We start from the raw sequence: 18,916 nt of genomic DNA, 5'->3' as shown, positions 1-18,916 counted from the left end.
GCAATCCTCTCAAGGCACTATTTTGTTACAGATCCCGACTTCTTCTCATCTTCTTTTTCTTTCATTTTACGAACGGCATGGATACCAGCATGAATAGCTAGACCAGTCCCAATAGTTGACGCAATACCAGCAGCAGCACTAGCTCCTCGACCATGCCCTCTTGCCCTTAATCCACCATAAACCGCCCCTGCAACTGGTCCAGCAAGTCCTCTACCGATCGCCTTGAACGCACCTTTTCCTCCTCCTCCATTTCTAGCGCCAATTGCACCGTTAACAATCGCACCAGGCAGCCCTAACAATCCCAATGCTCCGTGACCAGCACCATTTAAAGCTCCTTTGGCAGTTTCCGCAGAACAGCTATGCTTCTCAGGTATGCATCGTTTGCCACAAGGCTTATTGCCTGGTTCGCATTTAGGGGAATCGGTGCGTTCCTGCAAAAAAGAGTCCAACCTGCCAATCAGTGAGTCAATATTTGCTGACTTTAAAGGCTTCTCAGGTTTTTTCTTAAACGGGGAATTTGCTTGGGCATTGGATGCCGCATTCTTTACATTGTTTTTCACGTTGCCAGCAGCACGATTTACCGATCGCCTTGCATTATTAATTGGATTAGGATCTGCCGATTTAATGTTTTCGTCAGGGGCATCTGTCACTACATTATTTCCAACTTTTCTAGCACTAATAGCTTTCTTAGGAGCGCCACTCAAAGCATTAGGCTTTTGATTCCTCAAAGCATGAATTCCTGCTGCGATACCAATCCCTGCACCGATTGCTGCACCCGCACCGATCGCCGCACCTGCGCCACCACCACCTTGATTCTTGCAAACATGAGCTTGAGGAACACAACTATTCCCACATAGTTTTGTTCCCGATCCGCATTTAGGAGCTGCGCGATCGATTCGCATTTGTCGAATATCTGTAAGGACAGATTCGGAATCCATTCTTCCACATAATTTACCGATCTTGTACTCTGTAGATGCTGGCATTGCTGTTTCCTGTGTATCGAATTAATTTAATTAGTTGGGGTGAGAATTGACGATTTAAACTTAAATCAGCGATTTATTTATCAATGTCATCGATCTGTTTTTGGATAGCCCTCTTCTCTGCCGCAGTAGGAGACTTTTTCTTAGATTGTTTTTTTGATGTAGATTGTTTTGGCACTGTTTTACCCTCTGGCAAAGATTCATGGACTTCTGTGGACTTTACATCCACAGCTTTAGGTTGTTTCTTGCCAAATGTTTCAGAGTAGGCTTTAGCAAATGTCGTTAGGTTCTGGGCAGCAATTCGGGACTTTTGCCCTGCGGTATGGGCAACCTTATTAAGATCTACCTCCCTTTCGGCAAATGCTCCGCCAGCTTTACGATCGCGATCTATACCCTCTTTGGTCATCTTACGAATTGCCGCAATGCCTTTATCTAAAAGCCCTTTTCGTTTAGGTGTGGTTGCAGAAGAACCAACATCGGGATCGATGGAGAAAGATGCATTTTGCTTAGATAAAGAGGGAGTGGTAACCCCCTCTTTTACCATATCTGACAAACTTTTTTTAGGTTTCGCTTGGACTCCTTGTTCGGAGTGATTTTTATTAGAGAATTTACGGAGTGCTTTAACCCCCTTTGTCAATAAATTCTCCGATTTCTCGGTCACTATCTGAGCATTTTGTTTGGACGTAGAAGGAGCTTTAACTCCTTCTTGAACCATATCCTTAAGGCTTTTAGGCTTTGCTAACCCCGCATTTTGCTTAGATGGGCTACCATCACCAACACCCTCTTTAACCATTTCTTTGAGACTCTTTCTTGGCGCAGGAGTAACTAATACTCTGTCAGAATTACTCATTGGAGGTGGAGTAATTAAAGGCTTTTTACGCGATTCCCCTCCCAGTAATCTAGAACTACTAGAACCCTTTATACCATTGCTAACTTCCCTAGAATCAGCATCAATATCATTGTTTGCTTTTAGAGAACCTTTTGGCTCAATAGGTTCTTCACCAGCTTTACCCCTACGCATTGCCAAAATTCCTGCTGTCAACGCGCCACCAGCGATCGCGCCACCGATACCTGCCGCGATCGCGCCACCCCTACCTTTCCTTTTGCCCGATGGGTTCGGGGTTGAGGGTTCATGACCTTCCTTGTAATAGCTATAAGCCTTATGGTGCTGTGAAGCAGGGACTTCAACCTTTAGTTTGGCATCTTGCCTTCTTAAAATAGCGATCGCATTGGTTAAACCCATTTATCTACCCTGCTTCCTTGTAAGAACAATATCCCAGCTAATACCCGAACGAGTGTTATTCAAGGTTCCCATCACTTCTTGACAAAGAATCCCACCAACGGGAATACCTGTAGACATATCAGCACCAACAATATAGGAAATACCTATCCCATTAAGTTGTTCTTGAGTGTATTTAGCGCTAATTCCTTTTACGTCAAAGTCATTCACGCCGACCTGAATGCCAGCTTGCCCCAAAAATGAAACCATTTTTGCAGTGACATTGTTTATCCAAGGATCTGGCTTAATTTCTAAATAAGTGGTTTGTATGCTAGTCCTCTTTACCACAACCAACCCCTCAATGTTTGATGTACCAGAGGCAAATTCGGCAACGCGATCGCGAGTTGGTTGGATTTGAGACTGCAAATGAGCAAATACCATGACTATTGTTGTGGGCGCAAAAGAAAGACTACTTTTAAATTCAATTTAAAGGCAGGCAACACAATATTTTTTAAAAAGCGAATAAAGCGATTACTACAGATTTTTTTCTCTAATCAGTCTTTTTATAGCGCCAGCTTGATACTCTGCTACCATGCCAAAAATGGCGGGACAACTAAAACTAAATTGTCGCCAAAGAATGAGTTCCCTCCGCTTATAAAATCTCTAATAACCATAAACTGTTGCCCAAAGGCGGTTTTCGATAAATAAGTATCGTTCGCAGAGTTTGGAGCTGGCGTTGAAGATACCCTTCTGTTTGCCATCGCCCCTCCACTTGCGATCGAAACAGCGTTTGATGCATCGATAACATCTTCCTCCATTGTCAGTTCTAACGTATGTGCCGTTAGCAACATCACGCAAAGCTCTGCACGAGTATCAAACTGCTCAATTGGACACATCCCAGAATAAACGTCTAGCCACATCTGGACAGACGTTACATCTATGGTGCTGAACTTCCTGAACTGCTCGATCGCGAAAAAACTTGCTGTTGAGACTGGTACAGAAGTCATTTATTTAACTTTCGAGGTGTTTGCTCTGTTGGGACTTGATTCGTTCTGCGATCTCATCATTGATCATAGTAATGCGTCGATCAATTGCCTTGCGGACCTCATTACGCGCTACGCCAATCTCGCGAGATTTCCAACTCTTCAATGCTTCAAGATCATAACAAGCATTAATTAACTTGATCGCCTTAATTGGAGTGTAATGGACTGATGCGGCTGTATCGACTGAGACACCTTCAACGTCGGCATGATCCATTTCAAGGATTTCGATCGAACCATTAACTACTTTATACTCTAGCGCTCTTGCCGAAGCAGGATGAGATTGGATTGCTCTCACCACATCAATCGGAATCGAATTCATACCTTCAACAAGAAACTTGCTTTCCATAGGAAGTTCAGTGTTTGACTTAGCCAAATCACTTTGAGCTAAGACTTTCAAAGACTCTGCATCGTTAGGTGGGTACTGAAAACAGACTGGAGCATTATTGCCTTCCACTCTGGGTCTATAGATCCAAGTTATAAAAAGAGGTTCAACTTTTTCAGGTTCAACTTCAACGTTGGGTTCGGGGCTGGGGGATACCGAACTTTTCTTTTGGGAATCTTTCAAAGTTTCTGTGTTGGTTGTTGACATAGTTAATCAGTGGTGTAAATAATTAAATCTTGTTCGCCAAATTGAATTAATCTTTGGCTCCTATAGTCACGGAGAGAGGCAATACTAAATATTCCGACGCAAGCTTGAGCATCTCGCCCAACATGAACGATCACACAATCATTCTCAGGATTGAAGTTTTTGATCGTATCGCGGATTTCAAACGCGAGAGAATCTTCAGCAAATCCATCAATTTTTTCTGAGTGGAATTGAGTAATAACACCCTTTTCACCGATACAAGATAAAGTAGCTCCTCGCGAACGATGGTTTTTCTCTATCTTGTCCAAGAATAATTCGGGATAGTTTTTTACTACAAATTCGAGTTCATCTTCAATCGTTGCGGCGATCAAGAGATCGCCATGCACGAATTTACGAATGTCTTCCGTTTGTAAGACGATTTGTTCTAATTGCTGTTTGGACATTAGTTTAGATGTAATGCATCCAGAGAATGCTATATGGACGGTAAAGGATTAATCCGCCATAGCGCATCGTTGCAGTCCTTTCGATGCCCCATGCGGTAGGGATAAACTTACGGAATCCTATTGACTCAGTAGTTCTCGCCTTCAATTTGGATTTGTCGCGCTTGTATAAACAGGCAACATTCGATCCGTTCTCTCCAACCCCGTTTAAAGGCAGTAAAGGTTGAACGTTTTTGATATATGGACTTTTCTTGAGGTAGTACTCAAGGATTGAAGTGTCATTGATCGTATTCAACTGTGCATAGTTTGCGTAGTCATAGGCGACCTTAGCAATCAGCATCGTATCAGGCTTTTCAATGTTCCTAGTAAGATTGACCATCGCATTCTCACCATTGATCAAAGTAGCAAGAATCTGATTTGCTGTCGAAGCGGCAGAGATAGGGTAAGCCGCATACATTTTGAGGGTGTCTGGATGATTTAGGAACCCTTGCAAGCCATCCCCACCCTTAAAGATCAAATCATCAAGTTTTTGATTACCAGCAGTAATAACTGTTTTCATCTTTGACTCTTCGATCGGCTCATTCAAATGAACGGCTTGCATCATTTCGTCATCGGTGTAACGATAACCTGCGATAAACTTAAACACCTTTTGGCGAAACTCTTGAGATAAGGTTTCCACCATTGGGATATGGGTGATGTAATCTCTAGCAATTTCCCATGAGCCTAAGCCAGTGGTCTGGCGATACGCAGTATCTTGTGCCCAAGGGATTTCTAGGTTTTCCATTGGTATCAGAGTGCCATCAGCGAAATATAGATCCTCCATTTCTTCTTCAAGGAGTTGAGGTTCAAGGAAAAGAAGTTGATCCTTAAACGCCCCCAAAGTATACTCATCCATCCGAATTTCTTTTTCTTTTGTAGCCATGTTTTTCTCCTAAAAGTCGGCTTGGACTAAAACAAGGTTCTGACCATTTACTGAAGTAGTAATGAAAGATCTGAACCGTCCTTTGGGGGAAATATCGATCGCACTGTTGGCATTTGTTTTTTGGACATAGCCTTGACTCCCCGACAGGACTGATAAATAAACGGAATCAGCATCAGGATTGATAGAAGTTTCTAAAGTGGGAACCCAAATACCAGGAAGGTTTGCACAACGTTGCAAAACATTCATCGCTAATCCGCCAGGCTCATAACCAACCAAAGCACCTTCACCAACCCGATCTTTTTGGCTATTGCGAGTAGCTATTGTGAATCCAGCAATATAATTGGCTGTATCACCTGCAATGGGAAGTCGGGCTGATTTGTTGCCACGTACAGAAGTACTACCACCTGCAATCCGAGTTACTCCCAATCCAAAGCCAATCAGCATAGGAGCCGAGGCAGGTGTGGTCGGTGTGGTCGGTACTGTCAATGGTGCTGCACCGCCACCACTAACAACTGGGAAGAAAGGTATATTTGTTTGACGATGAGTTAGGACAATAGTGCTGGTGTTATTGACTACTAACAGCAATCCAGTAAACATCATATTGTTCCGCGCAGAAGCATATAGACCTGCGGCTAGATCGGCGCGGGACGTACCAATGCTAGTAGTGAAGGAAGCCACAATCGGAGGATTTGGATGGTATCTATCGGTTACTGCAATGCTGTATAAAGTATTGTCAGCAGGAGTAGTGGGAGTTGTAATTGTCCAAGATTCGGCAACAAAGCCACCATCGTTAAGATAGGGTTCTCCTTGTCCGTCTCCTAATCCATCAACCATCCCTGCGATCGCTATGGAATAGCGATTGCGATAAGTTGTTTGTCCCATTTTTTATTTCCCCTTAGATAGAGCGAGAGGTCTTTTGTGGTTTTCTGAACGAGCATCCTTCCGAGGTTGCGAATTCCGACTAGATTCGTTTGCACTGTCGTTTCTAACTGTGTTAACAACTGATGCAAACTTTTGAGTATGTAAGGAATTTTGACCAATTGAATCGTAGTAAGAGTCAAACCGAGCAGTCACGTAATCATCCGACTTTTCCGAGAAGTCTGAATTTTTGTTCAGTACTGCGATCGCAGTACGAACAGTGGTCATAGCGTCCATTCGGTAAGTAATGCCAGCATCCTCAAGGCTGACACCATTTGCTTCAAGAAGTTCGCTAGTACGAGTGAATGCATCAAGACGAGAACCAATCTCATCTTCAATAAATTCCCCGATATGTTCTTGAACTTCAGGACGTTGCAAGAAAGCATTGATTGAAGCCGAGTCCATCTTTTTCTTTTTAGACTTTTTACCCTTCATGGGCTTATCTTTCGTAGATGACTCATCGTCATCCTCATCGTCATCCTCATCGTTATCGTCATCATCCTCGTCATCTGCCACCTTCTTGGCATCCGCACGAAGCTGATCTAACTCATCGCCAATCAAGACGATCGCTTCTTCAAAACCATCAGCACGCCCAACAGCAGCATCCAATAATTTATCTTTTTCAAGCAAAGAATTTGCAGCTTCTTGAAGACTAGCTGCCAATTCTGCCGAAGTTTTTTCTAACGTATCTAACCGAGCAAGCTTTTGAGCGAGAACTGCCGCAGCTCCAGCTTCAATTTCCCAGTCAACATTATCAATCCGTACCGTTTTGGTGGACATTATAGGTTTACCTTCCAATTTCTGAACAACGCTTACTCCCACTTCCTTAGTGCAAACAGAATCGGATCTTTCGACCCTCACATACTCTCCAACAGGCACATTAGCGCTGTCGAAATGGATTTTTACGCCTTTGCCACCTCTAGCAGAATCAGTCAGCGCAATATGATTTGGCTCAATTTCAGTTTGAACTGCGACAAAATCTCCTCGGTAGGTGATGTTATCGATAGAGTCATACCAAACTCCATTAGGTGTTTCGACAATTTTGGCTTTATAACCTAGACTTAATCCACTTTTTTCACCATTTTTTGCCCTAGCAGCTACGTCAAGGTCTTTCAATCGCAATACACTATTGACTACCCCTTCAGAGTCTTGATAGCTTCCTTTTTCTGCCAACTCACCAACTGAGGATTCTCTGTTAGTAAGTAGCGCTCTAGGATGCTCGACGGTGGCAGGTAATCCTTGTAAAGAACTTAAAAAAGACTCATCACGATTTGCTGAAGCTGGACGGAGTTCATTAACTCTTTTGCCTTCTGCCGTGAAGTAAGTTAGTAACCCATCTCTCGCGATAGTGCTAAAAGCATAGACTCCATCCTCGCGCTCCTCAGTGCGAGTAAAAAAATTGGATATATCGTCAAAGCGAAAAGCCATTTGCTTTCGAGGAAACATTAATGCAAACTTTCGCTTATCCTCGATATGTTTTTACGACGTTCGCGAAATTGGCGATCAAATACGCTATAACATATCGATTTCATGTCAAAATCGAATCACTACCACGATTTATAACGATGCCAAAATACCTACGTCAACGTATAGCCAGAAAGATCGCAGACACTCGATCGGATGTTGGCATGTCTCAGGCAGATCTTGAAGAAGAAATATCTAAGGTCGTAAATAGGCTGGGAGCATTAAAAATCCTTAGAGATTTTGTAGCAAAAAATATTGCCTATTACAGAATTAAGGCTGGGCATACTTTAACCACGCTTCCATCAAGCATTGAAGAAGTGGAAAACAAATTAAGAAAGCTTGGTTATAACTCAGGGGCAGCTTTAGATAAGTCTAAACTCTCAAAAATTGAGCAACTCGATGGTAGGACATGCCCAGCCGAAGAGTTATTTGTGATTGCAAGTGCGCTTAAACGAACAATTCAATCATTTTTTCCGCTAGAGGCAATTTATTTAACCGAGTCCGGGGTAAATCCTTTAGAAGAAAACTATATCCTAATCGACAACTATGGTGGGATTGGTGAGTATAAACATAAAGCAGATCCAAATAAAATTGCTGTAGTATTTGTGGCTGAAGGAATGCGTATCCCATCCAATGAGGTTTCGGCGCTATGAAAAGAAGATTTCATCTAATTCGCAAGAAACTACCTGATGGTGGCTACTTAACAACAATTCCTGAATTACCCGGATGCCTTATTTTTGCGCGATCGCTGACTCAAGAGGAAAAAGGTTTAACACAGGCGATCGCCGCATATCTTGCACTTGCGAAGAAAACAGGCATACAATTACCTAAAGAAGAGATTTATACCATGTCTTTAATCACCATTGACGTAAATGACTAATCAGACCACTTTATTCGATCCAGCCCAATATGCGGAGGTTGCAACGGAGCCTATTCGGGAGATACCACTCAAAGAAATCGAACCCGATCCAATTAATCCAGCGCAACACAGCGAAAAATACTCGCAACTTATCGGTATGGACATTAATGTGGAGGAGGAGGAGGTCGAAAGACTGGTTGCCAAGATCCGCACGAATGGATACGACACCAGCGCACCCATCGTCGTTCGTCCAATGCCTAACGGGAAATTTAGGCTAGTACGTGGGCATCACACATTTGTCGCTTTGTGGGTGCTGGAAAAAGAATATGCTCCTTGTATTGTTCGTGAGATGACCGATATTCAGGCAGAGGTCTGTCTTCTTACGTTGCAGGGGCGAAAAGTGCCTGATTGGTATGCTCTCAAGGTGGTGTGCCACCTGTTAGATAAAACCCAAGATCTTCATACTGTAGCTTTATGGACATCGATCGAAGCCTCAACTATAACCATTTGGCGCATTTCATACAAATTCATTAATAAGCTTGTTGCTGAGATGAATGATGTATATCCCTCATTCCAAAAAGCGATCAAGGTCAAGGACGATTCGCAAAGTAAAGACCAACGATTTTCAATTTATGAAGCCCGCGAAATTGGGCAACTCCCGGATGACGATCAGATCTGGTTTGCAAGGATGCGGTTAAGCGATCCCATGCTTCAAGCAAAGCAGGTGAAATTAATCCGATTGCTAAAAGAGACGAGAAAGAAGATCGAATCGAGTAGATGGAAAGCTTGGTTAGTATGGGAAAAAGTTCGCACCGAAATCTATAAACAGTTCAGCGCTAGTATTCGAGAACAGTCTGAGCTAGCTGAGTTGATACCTTCATTGTTACAATCGGCAGAGGATCACTACAACGATAATAGATTGCCCTTATCCACTGACTATTATGAGGTCGGTAAAGGGGCAAAACGGAAAACAGGATTTCCAAAAGAAGAATTCCTTAAAGAATTGATTCGTATTTCATCTCAAAATGAGTGTTGGTTTGAAATTCATATCGATATTGCTTTCAAAGCAATTACCAATTTTTATAAAGATATTGAAGAAAAATATTTTGATTATCTTCAAAGGCAAGCGGCTGAAAATATCTCTAAAGGGCAAAAAATTCTAGCAGTAAACCCACAGGCTGATGCTGACCCAATGCTTAACTTAGTGGTGCATCCAATATCAGGACAAATTGGATTTGCTGAAGAATCTACCCACAAAGTTGACATCGAGAAGCGTAAAAGGATTTTTGAAGAATATACACCAAGAGGCTTTAATGAAACCCTAACAAGCTATTCACAATCCACTAATGTCACTTATCCTGTGATAATCACCCGTATCACGATGGAAGATACAGTTATTGACGAGTTTTTTGAACATTGCGATCGCCTACGAGACATGCTAGATGAAGATGGCATTGTAGTAATTCTCTGCCCATCGGACTTGTCATACGCCATTATCGAAGAACTTGAGAACAATGTCAGCAACATGCAAAAGCTGTATCTCAGATCGATTGATAATAAACCAGTCAGCAAATATTCAAAACCAATTGTCACGATTACCACATCAACGATAATCTCACCATTTATCAGGACACAGGAATGCTTTCATTTGCTAGTATTTACCGGTAGAAGCGATACAATCATGCGGGAATATGGGCTAAAAGTTTCGGAACGTGGAGACATTATTCATCCAAGCCTAGTAAATATATTTTGCGATCCTTCAGATACCTTTCTCGATCCTTTTTGCACCAATGGGTTACTGCCCTACGCTGCAAAGTCTTGTGGTGTGAAATGCGACTATATCGTTTCAAACGAGCAAATGTTTGCCAGGATTCAAAAAGTAGCAAATAGCGCAACCTTACCTAGCCATTTATTCTCAAATTGCTGATCTTAGTCCCTCAACCCCGAACCCATCCGAGTTAAGAGTTGATTGCATTCTGAATATAAGCATTTGCCGCAAGCATTATTTCAGTCTCATCATCCTTGGATACCCCAAGAAATACCCTCTTCTTCTGACCGTTTGTTCCAAGCTGAAAATCAACAAGATAGCCAACATTTGTCCCGATTACAACCTTGTCTTTGTTGACTTGGTAATGGATTGATGCACGACCCCTCCCAGTGTCTTGCATAATTTTGTCGATTCGACCCTTTGCTATTTTCTGGGCGCGAGTATATGCTGAATCCTCAGCCCAGCGAATGCCATTAGGATCTACTTCGTTTCCCCATCGTAAGTCGGTTCCTAACAGGACTATCTGACCTATTTCGTCCATTAAATCTGATGGATCGGCAACACTGTCGGCGATCTCCTTCAGTTTCTCTTGAATAGCGCGATCTATAAATTCGATTGAGATTGTTGTTAGGTCAGCCATTATATTTTCACCTTTAGTTCTCTTGCTACCTGCGATCGCAGGTCCGGGGAAAGCCTTGCTAATCCAGGCTTTAAAATCTGTTCCCTCGTCTTATTGTCTGATTTGCGGCGAAAGGGTGGATCGACAATTAATCTAATATCGGGTGGGGTAGTTAGTATTTCGATCCCGTTTCGTTTGCAATAATCCTCCGTAGCGCAAAATGCAGAACACCTACAACCATATCCACAGGGGAAAGAAATTGACTCCCAGAATGGGTGATCTGCTGGAATACCTTTATTATTGAGCTTTTGATGCTCAAGTCTAGGAGCGATTGGACTATCTCTCCACCTCCAAATCCAGATCGGACGGGCTTTTCGCATTGCTGGGCTAGTCATCTGAGACTTTCTACCATCCCAGTTAATCTTGTTAATATTCATCGTGAATATCGTTTTTACATGTGTACCAGTAAGACTCCACCCAGAATTCATGATCGCCTTTTGCAAGTTCTCGGCAAAATCACTAGCTGATTCGCCATTCTCAAGCGATCGCAATAGCAATTTCTTGGTAGTTTCTAGCAAGTCTGCCCGCATTAATCCCGAAACCATAAATGCATAGTCATGGAGTCGAGCATCCAAACCTTTGAAATCAATAGGTAGAGATATTCGACTTTTTAATAGGTCTATGGCTAACAATGGTGGCAGTTTAAGGTAATCGGGAATCAAGCTGCAACCCTCCGAAGAAATTGCTGTTTAGCTCTCTCTCTGGCGAGGGAATAGATATCGCGATCAATAAACGAGTCTTTAATAGTTTTTTTGACTTCCCTATCTGCTTTAGATTTCCTCTGTTTCTTTACGGGTGGGTTCGGGGTTGAGGGGGCATCTCGCTCGGCTCTTGCTGATGGGTTCGGGGTTGAGGGACTAGCTTGCTCGATTTTAGGCAGTTTCTTCTTGCCTGTAAGCCTTGAGTGCATATCCTCGTAAAACATATTGGCTTCAGGATGCTTGATGGATGAGTTCAACTTTGCGATCGCCTTGGTCACTATATCTTTCTGTTCTTGCGTTGAATGTTTATTAAATGTTGCGATTGTTTTAGGTTGATTATCTAAGAGGTGCAGATAATCATGAGCATCACCTTTCAAGACATGCTCAAGAATATTGTCTGTAACTGCTTTTATTCGGTTTTTTGCAGCCTCAACACGCTCTAATGCATCAGATGCTTTTTGACTCGATATCTCAGAAGGATCTTTAGTGGGTTTCGTAGCAGTTGATTTTTCAATGGGAACTGTTTGTTCCTTGCCGTCAGGATTTGTAACTTTAAGGATTCCACTATCAGGCTTGGTTGCTGGTTTCACCTCGGCAACACTGGGTTTAGGTTTACTCACAGTATTAACCTGCGTCGTTGAGGGTTCAGGGCTTTTCTGAGGATTGTTTTTACTCCTTCGCATAGGTGGAATATCAGTAGAACCATCAATTAGATGAAAATCATGGAAGTCTTTAATAAATTCCTTTCCAACAGGATCGGTCATCTGCTTATAAGCACCTTTTATTGCTTGAGATACTGTGGGCTTTTCCTGCACTGGTGTACGTTTCAGAGCGTACCAGAATGGAGCATTATCCCCAATATTTGCCTCTTTCTCAATTTTTGCTGCCAACTTTGATGCTGGCATAGTACTTAATTGTTTGGTTAAAGCTGAAATGGGTCGGCTTTCAGTGCTTTTAGCAGGTGGACCAAGAGGATGACTGCCATCATCAGGAGTAGGAGTATATGGAACTCGTGAGGGTATCTTTAATGTTTGCGATCGCGCAAGCTTTGCCTCATTTATCCCAATCCCAATAGTCAAATTATCGCGATAAGAAGATAGATGAACCCTTTGTTCGTCATTCAATTCAGGATCGTTCAGTTTTTCGGTAATCGCCTCAGCCAGCTTGCGTGCTTTTGGTATTCTTTGGGCTAGCGTACCTACACCACTTGAAATCGCAGTAGCTTCTTGCGTCAGAGTTTCTACAGTTGTATACATTGGTATCCTAGCCATACCAATATTGTCCTTGCCAAACCCACGTTGACGACCGTTCTTCGCTTCAGTTTGAACTAATAATTCATGCCCGACGAGCATATGATTGTCTATCATGCTAGATAATTCATCATTCCCTTTGCTGCCCTTCGAGATTACTCCTTTGGTTGAAAGCATTTCCTTGATGCCAGTCAAGGATTTATAGCCATAAGTACCTGCAACATCCGCGATCGCGTTCGTTTGATACCCTGATTTGATTGCTTCCTCTGCCCTTTGTGTCGCTGCCTTCGGATTAGAAATGATAGTTGGTTTGGCAGAAATTACCCTTGTTTTTGGCTGAGTGGGTTCGGGATTGGAGGTCACAGTCTCAGTTGAAGGAGTAACAGAAGTTACAGGTATTAATGATGGCGACTGAGCCGTACCAGTAGGAGCCATGCCAACTTTCGCTAATGCTTCCTGAAAGCCTTTAGATTTAGCATTACTATTTGTTGGTATTAAAGATGGCGACCAAGGGGGTATGGGTGATGGATGAACGTATCCGCCAGTAGAAGTCACAGTAGGAGTAGTACTCTGCACATACTGAGGTTGTCCACGTTTTCGCCTTGCTGCCTGTGGGGAATCCATCGGCGGCACTGTTATTACTCCATTATTAACGGTTTCATCCTTAGAACCCATTCGCCTAAATCTTGGCGACAATAATGCTTGCTGCCTTGCTGCTGAATACGTAGCTGATGGCGTAGTAGTCGCTTTTGGGGTAGTTGGGGTTGCCGCAGTGTTTGTTGACTTGACTTCTTCCCCAGCAACAGGCGATCGCCCAGAATTAGCGATCGCACCAATCCCAGCCAATCCACCGACAGCTAAGCCACTGGTGATCGCAACTTTACCAAGAGTACTAAGACCACCGTTTTGAGATCTTTCCTCATGTCGATCCAATGCTTTTTCAAGTCGGCTAGGAGGTAAAGCATTTACGCCTTCACCTTCAACATGTTTCCTGTAGTAATGCCCCCCCTTGACGCGAGGATCTGCAACACAAACGAACCCAGCGCGAGATGGGCAATTATGGCGCAATTCATCCATGCGAATTTCAACCTCAAGCCTTGCCTCACAGTAAGCGGGAGACATAAATTCGGCAACAAGGGGATCGAGCATTGCGCCAATTAGGTAGGCATTATTTGATTGCATGTTCTTAGCTATAAATCTTTCTGGCTTCCAGGAATGCAATGGTATATTCAGGGGATTTTGTAGAGTCAAGTTTGAGCAACTTTTTTGGCTGTGCTAATTTCTTGCCCTTACCACCACAACCGCAATCAGATTTTGAGCGCTTATTTTTTTTGCAATCGTCACAACCACAAAGTTGAGCGCCATTTTTCATAATTCTCCTTAGACAAAGTTTGCTTTCAGGATATTGCGATCGCCTATTTAGCGATTGGATGTGGCTTAATTGGCGATCGATTAAGAATGATCGGGATATCACTTTCAAAATATCATGAAATTAGGAAAGCTCAGGAAAGTTGATGATGGATATTTAGTTTATTGCCCAGGATGCAAAACGCACCATTTGCTTGATAGCCGATGGTCATTAACAGGGGACAAGGATAATCCAACCTTCCGTCCGTCAATACTTGTCAATGCTGAGAAGTTGGATACATGTCATTCATTTATAACCAATGGGCAATGGCAGTTTCTAAATGATTGCAGTCATGAGTTAGCTGGGAAAATCGTCGATTTAGAGAGCGTTTAATGTCCACAGTCACGCAGGTTCTTACATCATATCCTTCGTTGCCATATTCATTGCAGGTCGGAAGCCTTCGTTGGACAGATAAGATCGAAGACTACCCAACTGGGGAAATTGTCTATAAAAGCTGTACTTATGCGATCGCCCAAACAATTGCTAATGCTTACCCCGATTTAACACAAATTAGTATTGAAGGATTAGGATTTGTAGTTGCTGCCGCTGGCGTATCGATACATAGATCTCGCTACGGTCGGGGTGATATCGATGTCTATGATGTATCAGTACAACTAGAATCCAAGTGGAAAGCGTTGTGCCAAAGAAAGGTAAACCTGAACCCGTTCTTACAAAGAGATAACTTTTCTCGATTCAAATTTGCTTCAGGATTAAACGTAGCTGCGATCGCAGCATATTTAGGTGTTTCATATAGTGGACCAGGAATATTTTATAGTCCTACCCAGTCAGAGACGACTTTTGAAGAAATATTAAAAACGAATTGCCGAAGAATTGGATGCTTTGTGCGCTTTTCAGATGTTGACTCAGTAAAACTGATTCCTATTGATGGAGTTGGTAGCTACTACATGCCAGATTCAGTCGTCATAGATTCGGGAACGAAAAAACGCAATCCGATATTACCAATTATCGACAGAGTTGCGATTACTGGTGAGTTTTCAAGAGATCCATTCGATCAAGTTGATGCTTTGCTGCTACCGATTCAGCCAGTTTTGCAAACATCTGAACAGGGTAAAGAGGCTAGTACTTTATCCCCCCAAGAAGCATCGGGAGTGCTTAAATCGCTAGATTCAAACTTTGATGTATCTGGTCCAAAGAAAATCTATACGAAAACTCAATTGGTCGATAATGTCGTGATTCAAGAAACGACTAAGATATATGGCTACATGTATCGCGGTATTGATATTGCCCAAGGATCTGGGACATCATTCAGGTTAGAAGGATCTCCAAGCCTCTTTTGGCAACAAATAGAGGAGCAAGTTGTCACTTATACCTACAAATCGATATTTTCTGTTTTTTCCGTGAGCGCAGTTAATCAAGGAAAACAGGTAAGACTGTTTGCTAATCCCGATTCTGTAAATGTAATCTCAGTAAACGGGAACCAAATAGTACTTAATAACGCGAAGTATATGATTGGAACTACAACCACAGGTTGGAAGTATGTACGATTCCAAAAAGAATCGACTAAATTAGAATCAATATATGCTAGTCCTCCTGCCGTATCAAATGCCACGTACTTGACATCTAAGTACACTGCCGAACTTTGTGATTTTCAAAAGATTCCGATAAGTGGCACTTCGGGAGTAGAGACTGCACCATTAAGATCTATTTACGGGAAATCTACTCCAACCCCATTTACTATAGAGATCCAAAAATATACAGACCTTTCCCCCGACACAGTTGTTCGGGGTAATATTCCAGTACAGTACAAGACTCAGAACGGCATCCAAGTAATTGATGACGAGTATTATGTTGGGATCGTGACTGCTAACCCTACTGACTCTGAACCATTCTGGCTAAAGTCTGAATCTAGCTTTAAGTCAGCATTTGCCTACACAAAAAGCCCTGTATTCAATCCGTACCTCCCTGAGATTACTCGCAAAGTTGGAGATTATAGACCTGAATACCTATTTACTGGGGATGAGGCTTATACCAGCGTTATTAGGCAAGTATTTGTCGATGCTATCAATACAGGTATTACAAATAAATATTCTTCTGAACCTTTTGATTATGCCGAATTGTACGAAGAAATTTCATTGAATGATTCGGCTCAAGGGAGTAATTTTACAGAAGCTGCAAATGAAGCAACCAAATCAATTAAGAAAGGCAAACCACCAGTAGCTCAAGCCCAAATCAAAAAATGGGGAAATGCAAGAGAAGTTCAACTTGTCGCCAATCCTAATGCAGGAAGGAATTATACCTACAATAAGTATTATGCTTCTTCCGATTTGGTCGGAGCATACCCAGCTAATATCTTGCTTCGTTATACTGATAGCGATTTAATCGATCTTCCCTATGCGAAGACTCAGGCTGATGCAGTACTATTATTGGAAACCGATTTAAGGATGATTGGGATTAACGATGCAGTCGTATCTAAAAAAATAGCGTGGTACTATCCAACTATTCGCAGTGGCGATCGCGTTGGCTTCTCAGACGGGCAGTTGAGAGCTTCAACAGTTTCAAATAGCTTGGAATATCGTGGGCTACAAAATGGTAATCTGATGGTGATCTCAGAAGGAACTCAAGTTGACTGTGGTTTCGATCAAGCTAGAACAGTGACTCTTAAACAAGCAACTTTTGCCCGAAACCTAGATAGTAAAATTGCCCCCGACGTTCGGGTAACGACTTCTCAACAAACTTACGGTTCTTTTGTCTACAATACTTCTCAAAGGAGAAACTTCAATGCCCCTCAACAGTAGCGAGAGTGATGTAATAAAGAGGCTTAACGATATTGTTAAAGCTGCCACTCCAAGCATTACACGATCGCAGGATGGATTGTCTATTACCTTGAATGGGAAAACGTCTTTAATCGCCTTTGAGATCGAAGGTACAGCAGTTTCTACCTCAACCCTAACTCAGAAATGACACCTGAAGAACAGTTAACGAAACTTTTAAAGCAAAATCAAAATATAGTTTTTGGTAAAACTATTGGCACAGATCCAGATGGGAATTGCACCGTCCAGAGTGACGGTGGAATGATCCTAGCGAAATCGGGTGGGAGAATCTCTGCTGGTGATTGCGTTGCATTGAAAACTGATGATGGTCAATGGTATGCAGTCTCAGCGAGGCAGTCTGGAACTATAGAACAAAAGACCATATATAAGAGGAAAAGCGTTCCTATCTCGACTGCATCCACTTCTACCGTCATAATGCTTTTTAAGAAAATAATTGCGGCAGATCCCACAACTGTTCCCCCGACCCTTGCTTCGGCTACCCTTTATGTTGGTGGCGATCGCGATACACCAGAAGTTATCTACAATTTAGAATCTGGATTTACTTGGTTTGGCAATAATCCAAACATCAATAAGACTGGGAGTGGGCAAGATGATTGGATTGTAAGCTTTATATTAGTGTCTAGTAGCGATGATACCAGCTATAAATTTTGTGCGATCTTGAGTGGGCAATTATATGAACTCCCTTTAACGATACCTGTCTCTGAAGGATCGTATACATTTTCTGGACTAGGTAATTCTGCATTTCAGAATGGGTTTCTTACGACGATAGATGCAAGTAGTGTTGTAGATGTGACTCCTATACAACCCCCTTTGCCGGATACTCGACCAAAAATTTGTCATTCGTATAGTAGCGTCATACTCTATGTGATAACAGTTCCACCTTCTCCATATTATGGATCTACGGATTATGACGGTAATATTTATAATGGTGGTACTTATTATGCTGGATACAATAAGACAAGTAAAGGATTGATTCTGTACTCCATAGATCCGATAGGCAAATTGCCTGTCGGGGTTTTTTACCAATACTACGTTCCTTTTAATGCCGAGCGAGGCGACACAATTAAATTTATTGAATTTGGGTCAGGTATCGATAAGGTATATCTCCTTTGCTCAGTGCCTCCCGGTGTTACGACTCTCCAACCGGAAACCCCTTATCCAGTACCTGCTAGTCGAATTTTTTGGGGTGTTCCCTTCTCTTATGAACCAGGAATAGGCGTAAGTGTAGATATTATCGATTGCACGTTACCTACGCTCCCTGAACGTCCGAAGGTATATGAAGCTAAATTTCGATCGTTTTATATTGATGCATTGAATAATAAAATTGGATCTATAACGAAAAAGAGTCTAACCGTTTCAACAGATCAGAGTACGCCAACCTTTGATAGCTTGCAATTAAATTATGACGATTCAAATCAATTAACTGCGAGGATAGGTATCAAATCGGATCAATCCACCCTGATATTAGATAGTCCTCGATCGATAGGAAAGGATCTGCAAAATTCTCTTTTAAATTACTACGATTCAGCTACGTCTACAGCAAAAATTGCTTATCGAGAACGCAACACTCAACCAGTTTTTTTTAATCTTGATGCTTTTACAACTCCTACCGACGGATCGGATAGCGCACTATTCCCTGAAGGAGATTCAAGGAACGGACACAATATTTTTTCTTTCTATTCCCCCAATTTAATTGGAAACAACGTATTCTCGGTTACACCCCCGACAGATATATCCAGTAGCGCTAATCTTGATGTAGTAATTACATCAATAGGTGACACTATTTCATTTACTACTGCCCTTTACCCTTACACTGGCGTTAATAACAATACTGGTACTCTTATTGACGCAAGCGCCTATATTGAATAGCGATCGTGTACCCTCAAC

At 42.3% G+C, this 18,916-nt stretch carries 20 protein-coding genes; 7 read left to right on the top strand and 13 right to left on the bottom strand.

The features are described 5' to 3' along the window. Positions 1-17: 17 nt before the first annotated feature. From AC805_RS18720 to AC805_RS18680, 9 genes are all read right to left on the bottom strand, one after another. Positions 18-983, bottom strand: a complete 966-nt coding sequence (locus AC805_RS18720) for a hypothetical protein (protein ID WP_055076795.1) — start codon at positions 981-983, stop codon at positions 18-20. A 73-nt stretch (positions 984-1,056) separates the two neighbouring features. Further along, positions 1,057-2,223, bottom strand: coding sequence for a hypothetical protein (locus AC805_RS18715; RefSeq protein WP_055076794.1), 1,167 nt, complete (start codon positions 2,221-2,223; stop codon positions 1,057-1,059). Beyond that, a complete protein-coding gene (locus AC805_RS18710) occupies positions 2,224-2,640 on the bottom strand; it encodes a hypothetical protein (protein WP_055076793.1) in 417 nt (138 codons plus the stop codon). A 146-nt stretch (positions 2,641-2,786) separates the two neighbouring features. Next, the gene (locus AC805_RS18705) at positions 2,787-3,206 is read right to left on the bottom strand and encodes a DUF4054 domain-containing protein (protein ID WP_055076792.1); all 420 of its coding nucleotides are present in this window, start codon (positions 3,204-3,206) and stop codon (positions 2,787-2,789) included. A 4-nt stretch (positions 3,207-3,210) separates the two neighbouring features. Continuing rightward, positions 3,211-3,831 carry a hypothetical protein gene (locus AC805_RS18700; protein ID WP_055076791.1) on the bottom strand — a complete coding sequence of 207 codons (621 nt, stop codon included), beginning with the start codon at positions 3,829-3,831 and terminating at the stop codon, positions 3,211-3,213. 2 nt (positions 3,832-3,833) lie between these two features. Continuing rightward, positions 3,834-4,271 carry a hypothetical protein gene (locus AC805_RS18695; RefSeq protein WP_055076790.1) on the bottom strand — a complete coding sequence of 146 codons (438 nt, stop codon included), beginning with the start codon at positions 4,269-4,271 and terminating at the stop codon, positions 3,834-3,836. 4 nt (positions 4,272-4,275) lie between these two features. Next, complete coding sequence (locus AC805_RS18690; protein WP_055076789.1) at positions 4,276-5,190, bottom strand: major capsid family protein; 915 nt, start codon at positions 5,188-5,190, stop codon at positions 4,276-4,278. 9 nt (positions 5,191-5,199) lie between these two features. After that, on the bottom strand, positions 5,200-6,072 hold the full coding sequence (locus tag AC805_RS18685; protein WP_055076788.1) for a hypothetical protein: 873 nt from the start codon (positions 6,070-6,072) through the stop codon (positions 5,200-5,202). 3 nt (positions 6,073-6,075) lie between these two features. Beyond that, complete coding sequence (locus AC805_RS18680; RefSeq protein WP_055076787.1) at positions 6,076-7,554, bottom strand: DUF2213 domain-containing protein; 1,479 nt, start codon at positions 7,552-7,554, stop codon at positions 6,076-6,078. 182 nt (positions 7,555-7,736) lie between these two features. Here AC805_RS18680 and AC805_RS18675 point away from each other — a divergent pair, with 182 nt between their 5' ends. From AC805_RS18675 to AC805_RS18665, 3 genes are read left to right on the top strand one after another with little or no spacing between them, the layout of a single operon-like run. Beyond that, complete coding sequence (locus tag AC805_RS18675) at positions 7,737-8,225, top strand: hypothetical protein (RefSeq protein ID WP_156341468.1); 489 nt, start codon at positions 7,737-7,739, stop codon at positions 8,223-8,225. Continuing rightward, positions 8,222-8,452 carry a type II toxin-antitoxin system HicB family antitoxin gene (locus tag AC805_RS18670; RefSeq protein WP_055076785.1) on the top strand — a complete coding sequence of 77 codons (231 nt, stop codon included), beginning with the start codon at positions 8,222-8,224 and terminating at the stop codon, positions 8,450-8,452. The genes AC805_RS18675 and AC805_RS18670 overlap by 4 nt, the downstream gene beginning before the upstream one ends. Continuing rightward, positions 8,445-10,358, top strand: a complete 1,914-nt coding sequence (locus AC805_RS18665) for a ParB N-terminal domain-containing protein (RefSeq protein WP_055076784.1) — start codon at positions 8,445-8,447, stop codon at positions 10,356-10,358. Before AC805_RS18670 ends, AC805_RS18665 begins: the two co-directional genes overlap by 8 nt. A gap of 31 nt (positions 10,359-10,389) precedes the next feature. Here AC805_RS18665 and AC805_RS18660 read toward each other — a convergent pair whose 3' ends face one another. Genes AC805_RS18660 through AC805_RS18645 form a run of 4 tightly spaced genes read right to left on the bottom strand, consistent with a single transcriptional unit; the run spans position 10,390 to position 14,201 of the window. Further along, positions 10,390-10,839, bottom strand: coding sequence for a phage virion morphogenesis protein (locus tag AC805_RS18660; protein WP_055076783.1), 450 nt, complete (start codon positions 10,837-10,839; stop codon positions 10,390-10,392). Further along, the gene (locus AC805_RS18655; RefSeq protein WP_055076782.1) at positions 10,839-11,540 is read right to left on the bottom strand and encodes a phage minor head protein; all 702 of its coding nucleotides are present in this window, start codon (positions 11,538-11,540) and stop codon (positions 10,839-10,841) included. The genes AC805_RS18660 and AC805_RS18655 overlap by 1 nt, the downstream gene beginning before the upstream one ends. After that, on the bottom strand, positions 11,537-14,011 hold the full coding sequence (locus AC805_RS18650) for a hypothetical protein (protein WP_055076781.1): 2,475 nt from the start codon (positions 14,009-14,011) through the stop codon (positions 11,537-11,539). Before AC805_RS18650 ends, AC805_RS18655 begins: the two co-directional genes overlap by 4 nt. Positions 14,012-14,015: 4 nt before the next feature. Next, positions 14,016-14,201 (bottom strand): hypothetical protein, encoded by a 186-nt coding sequence (locus AC805_RS18645; RefSeq protein ID WP_055076780.1) that lies wholly within the window; start codon positions 14,199-14,201, stop codon positions 14,016-14,018. Positions 14,202-14,315: 114 nt separating this feature from the next. Here AC805_RS18645 and AC805_RS24915 point away from each other — a divergent pair, with 114 nt between their 5' ends. The 4 genes from AC805_RS24915 to AC805_RS18630 are packed head-to-tail and all read left to right on the top strand — an operon-like array spanning position 14,316 to position 18,898. Then, on the top strand, positions 14,316-14,570 hold the full coding sequence (locus AC805_RS24915) for a DUF6527 family protein (RefSeq protein WP_072143679.1): 255 nt from the start codon (positions 14,316-14,318) through the stop codon (positions 14,568-14,570). Further along, positions 14,570-16,993, top strand: coding sequence for a hypothetical protein (locus AC805_RS18640; protein ID WP_072143678.1), 2,424 nt, complete (start codon positions 14,570-14,572; stop codon positions 16,991-16,993). Before AC805_RS24915 ends, AC805_RS18640 begins: the two co-directional genes overlap by 1 nt. Continuing rightward, positions 16,977-17,159, top strand: coding sequence for a hypothetical protein (locus AC805_RS18635; RefSeq protein WP_055076778.1), 183 nt, complete (start codon positions 16,977-16,979; stop codon positions 17,157-17,159). Before AC805_RS18640 ends, AC805_RS18635 begins: the two co-directional genes overlap by 17 nt. Then, entirely contained in the window at positions 17,156-18,898 is a 1,743-nt protein-coding gene (locus tag AC805_RS18630) for a hypothetical protein (protein WP_055076777.1), read from the top strand. Before AC805_RS18635 ends, AC805_RS18630 begins: the two co-directional genes overlap by 4 nt. Positions 18,899-18,916 lie beyond the last annotated feature (18 nt).

It is taken from the genome of Pseudanabaena sp. 'Roaring Creek' (assembly GCF_001402795.1).
Taxonomy (GTDB): Bacteria; Cyanobacteriota; Cyanobacteriia; order Pseudanabaenales; family Pseudanabaenaceae; genus Pseudanabaena.
This window is presented reverse-complemented; position numbering and strand designations above follow the sequence as displayed.

Coding starts and splice junctions, on each gene's coding strand:
- AC805_RS18710 (WP_055076793.1), bottom strand. CDS start 2,640: ATGGTATTTGCTCATTTGCAGTCTCAAATCCAACCAACTCGCGATCGC.
- AC805_RS18635 (WP_055076778.1), top strand. CDS start 16,977: ATGCCCCTCAACAGTAGCGAGAGTGATGTAATAAAGAGGCTTAACGAT.
- AC805_RS18695 (WP_055076790.1), bottom strand. CDS start 4,271: ATGTCCAAACAGCAATTAGAACAAATCGTCTTACAAACGGAAGACATT.
- AC805_RS18630 (WP_055076777.1), top strand. CDS start 17,156: ATGACACCTGAAGAACAGTTAACGAAACTTTTAAAGCAAAATCAAAAT.
- AC805_RS18705 (WP_055076792.1), bottom strand. CDS start 3,206: ATGACTTCTGTACCAGTCTCAACAGCAAGTTTTTTCGCGATCGAGCAG.
- AC805_RS18690 (WP_055076789.1), bottom strand. CDS start 5,190: ATGGCTACAAAAGAAAAAGAAATTCGGATGGATGAGTATACTTTGGGG.
- AC805_RS18720 (WP_055076795.1), bottom strand. CDS start 983: ATGCCAGCATCTACAGAGTACAAGATCGGTAAATTATGTGGAAGAATG.
- AC805_RS18660 (WP_055076783.1), bottom strand. CDS start 10,839: ATGGCTGACCTAACAACAATCTCAATCGAATTTATAGATCGCGCTATT.
- AC805_RS18675 (WP_156341468.1), top strand. CDS start 7,737: ATGTCTCAGGCAGATCTTGAAGAAGAAATATCTAAGGTCGTAAATAGG.
- AC805_RS18640 (WP_072143678.1), top strand. CDS start 14,570: ATGTCCACAGTCACGCAGGTTCTTACATCATATCCTTCGTTGCCATAT.
- AC805_RS18670 (WP_055076785.1), top strand. CDS start 8,222: ATGAAAAGAAGATTTCATCTAATTCGCAAGAAACTACCTGATGGTGGC.
- AC805_RS18665 (WP_055076784.1), top strand. CDS start 8,445: ATGACTAATCAGACCACTTTATTCGATCCAGCCCAATATGCGGAGGTT.
- AC805_RS18645 (WP_055076780.1), bottom strand. CDS start 14,201: ATGAAAAATGGCGCTCAACTTTGTGGTTGTGACGATTGCAAAAAAAAT.
- AC805_RS18700 (WP_055076791.1), bottom strand. CDS start 3,831: ATGTCAACAACCAACACAGAAACTTTGAAAGATTCCCAAAAGAAAAGT.
- AC805_RS18650 (WP_055076781.1), bottom strand. CDS start 14,011: ATGCAATCAAATAATGCCTACCTAATTGGCGCAATGCTCGATCCCCTT.
- AC805_RS18680 (WP_055076787.1), bottom strand. CDS start 7,554: ATGTTTCCTCGAAAGCAAATGGCTTTTCGCTTTGACGATATATCCAAT.
- AC805_RS24915 (WP_072143679.1), top strand. CDS start 14,316: ATGAAATTAGGAAAGCTCAGGAAAGTTGATGATGGATATTTAGTTTAT.
- AC805_RS18715 (WP_055076794.1), bottom strand. CDS start 2,223: ATGGGTTTAACCAATGCGATCGCTATTTTAAGAAGGCAAGATGCCAAA.
- AC805_RS18685 (WP_055076788.1), bottom strand. CDS start 6,072: ATGGGACAAACAACTTATCGCAATCGCTATTCCATAGCGATCGCAGGG.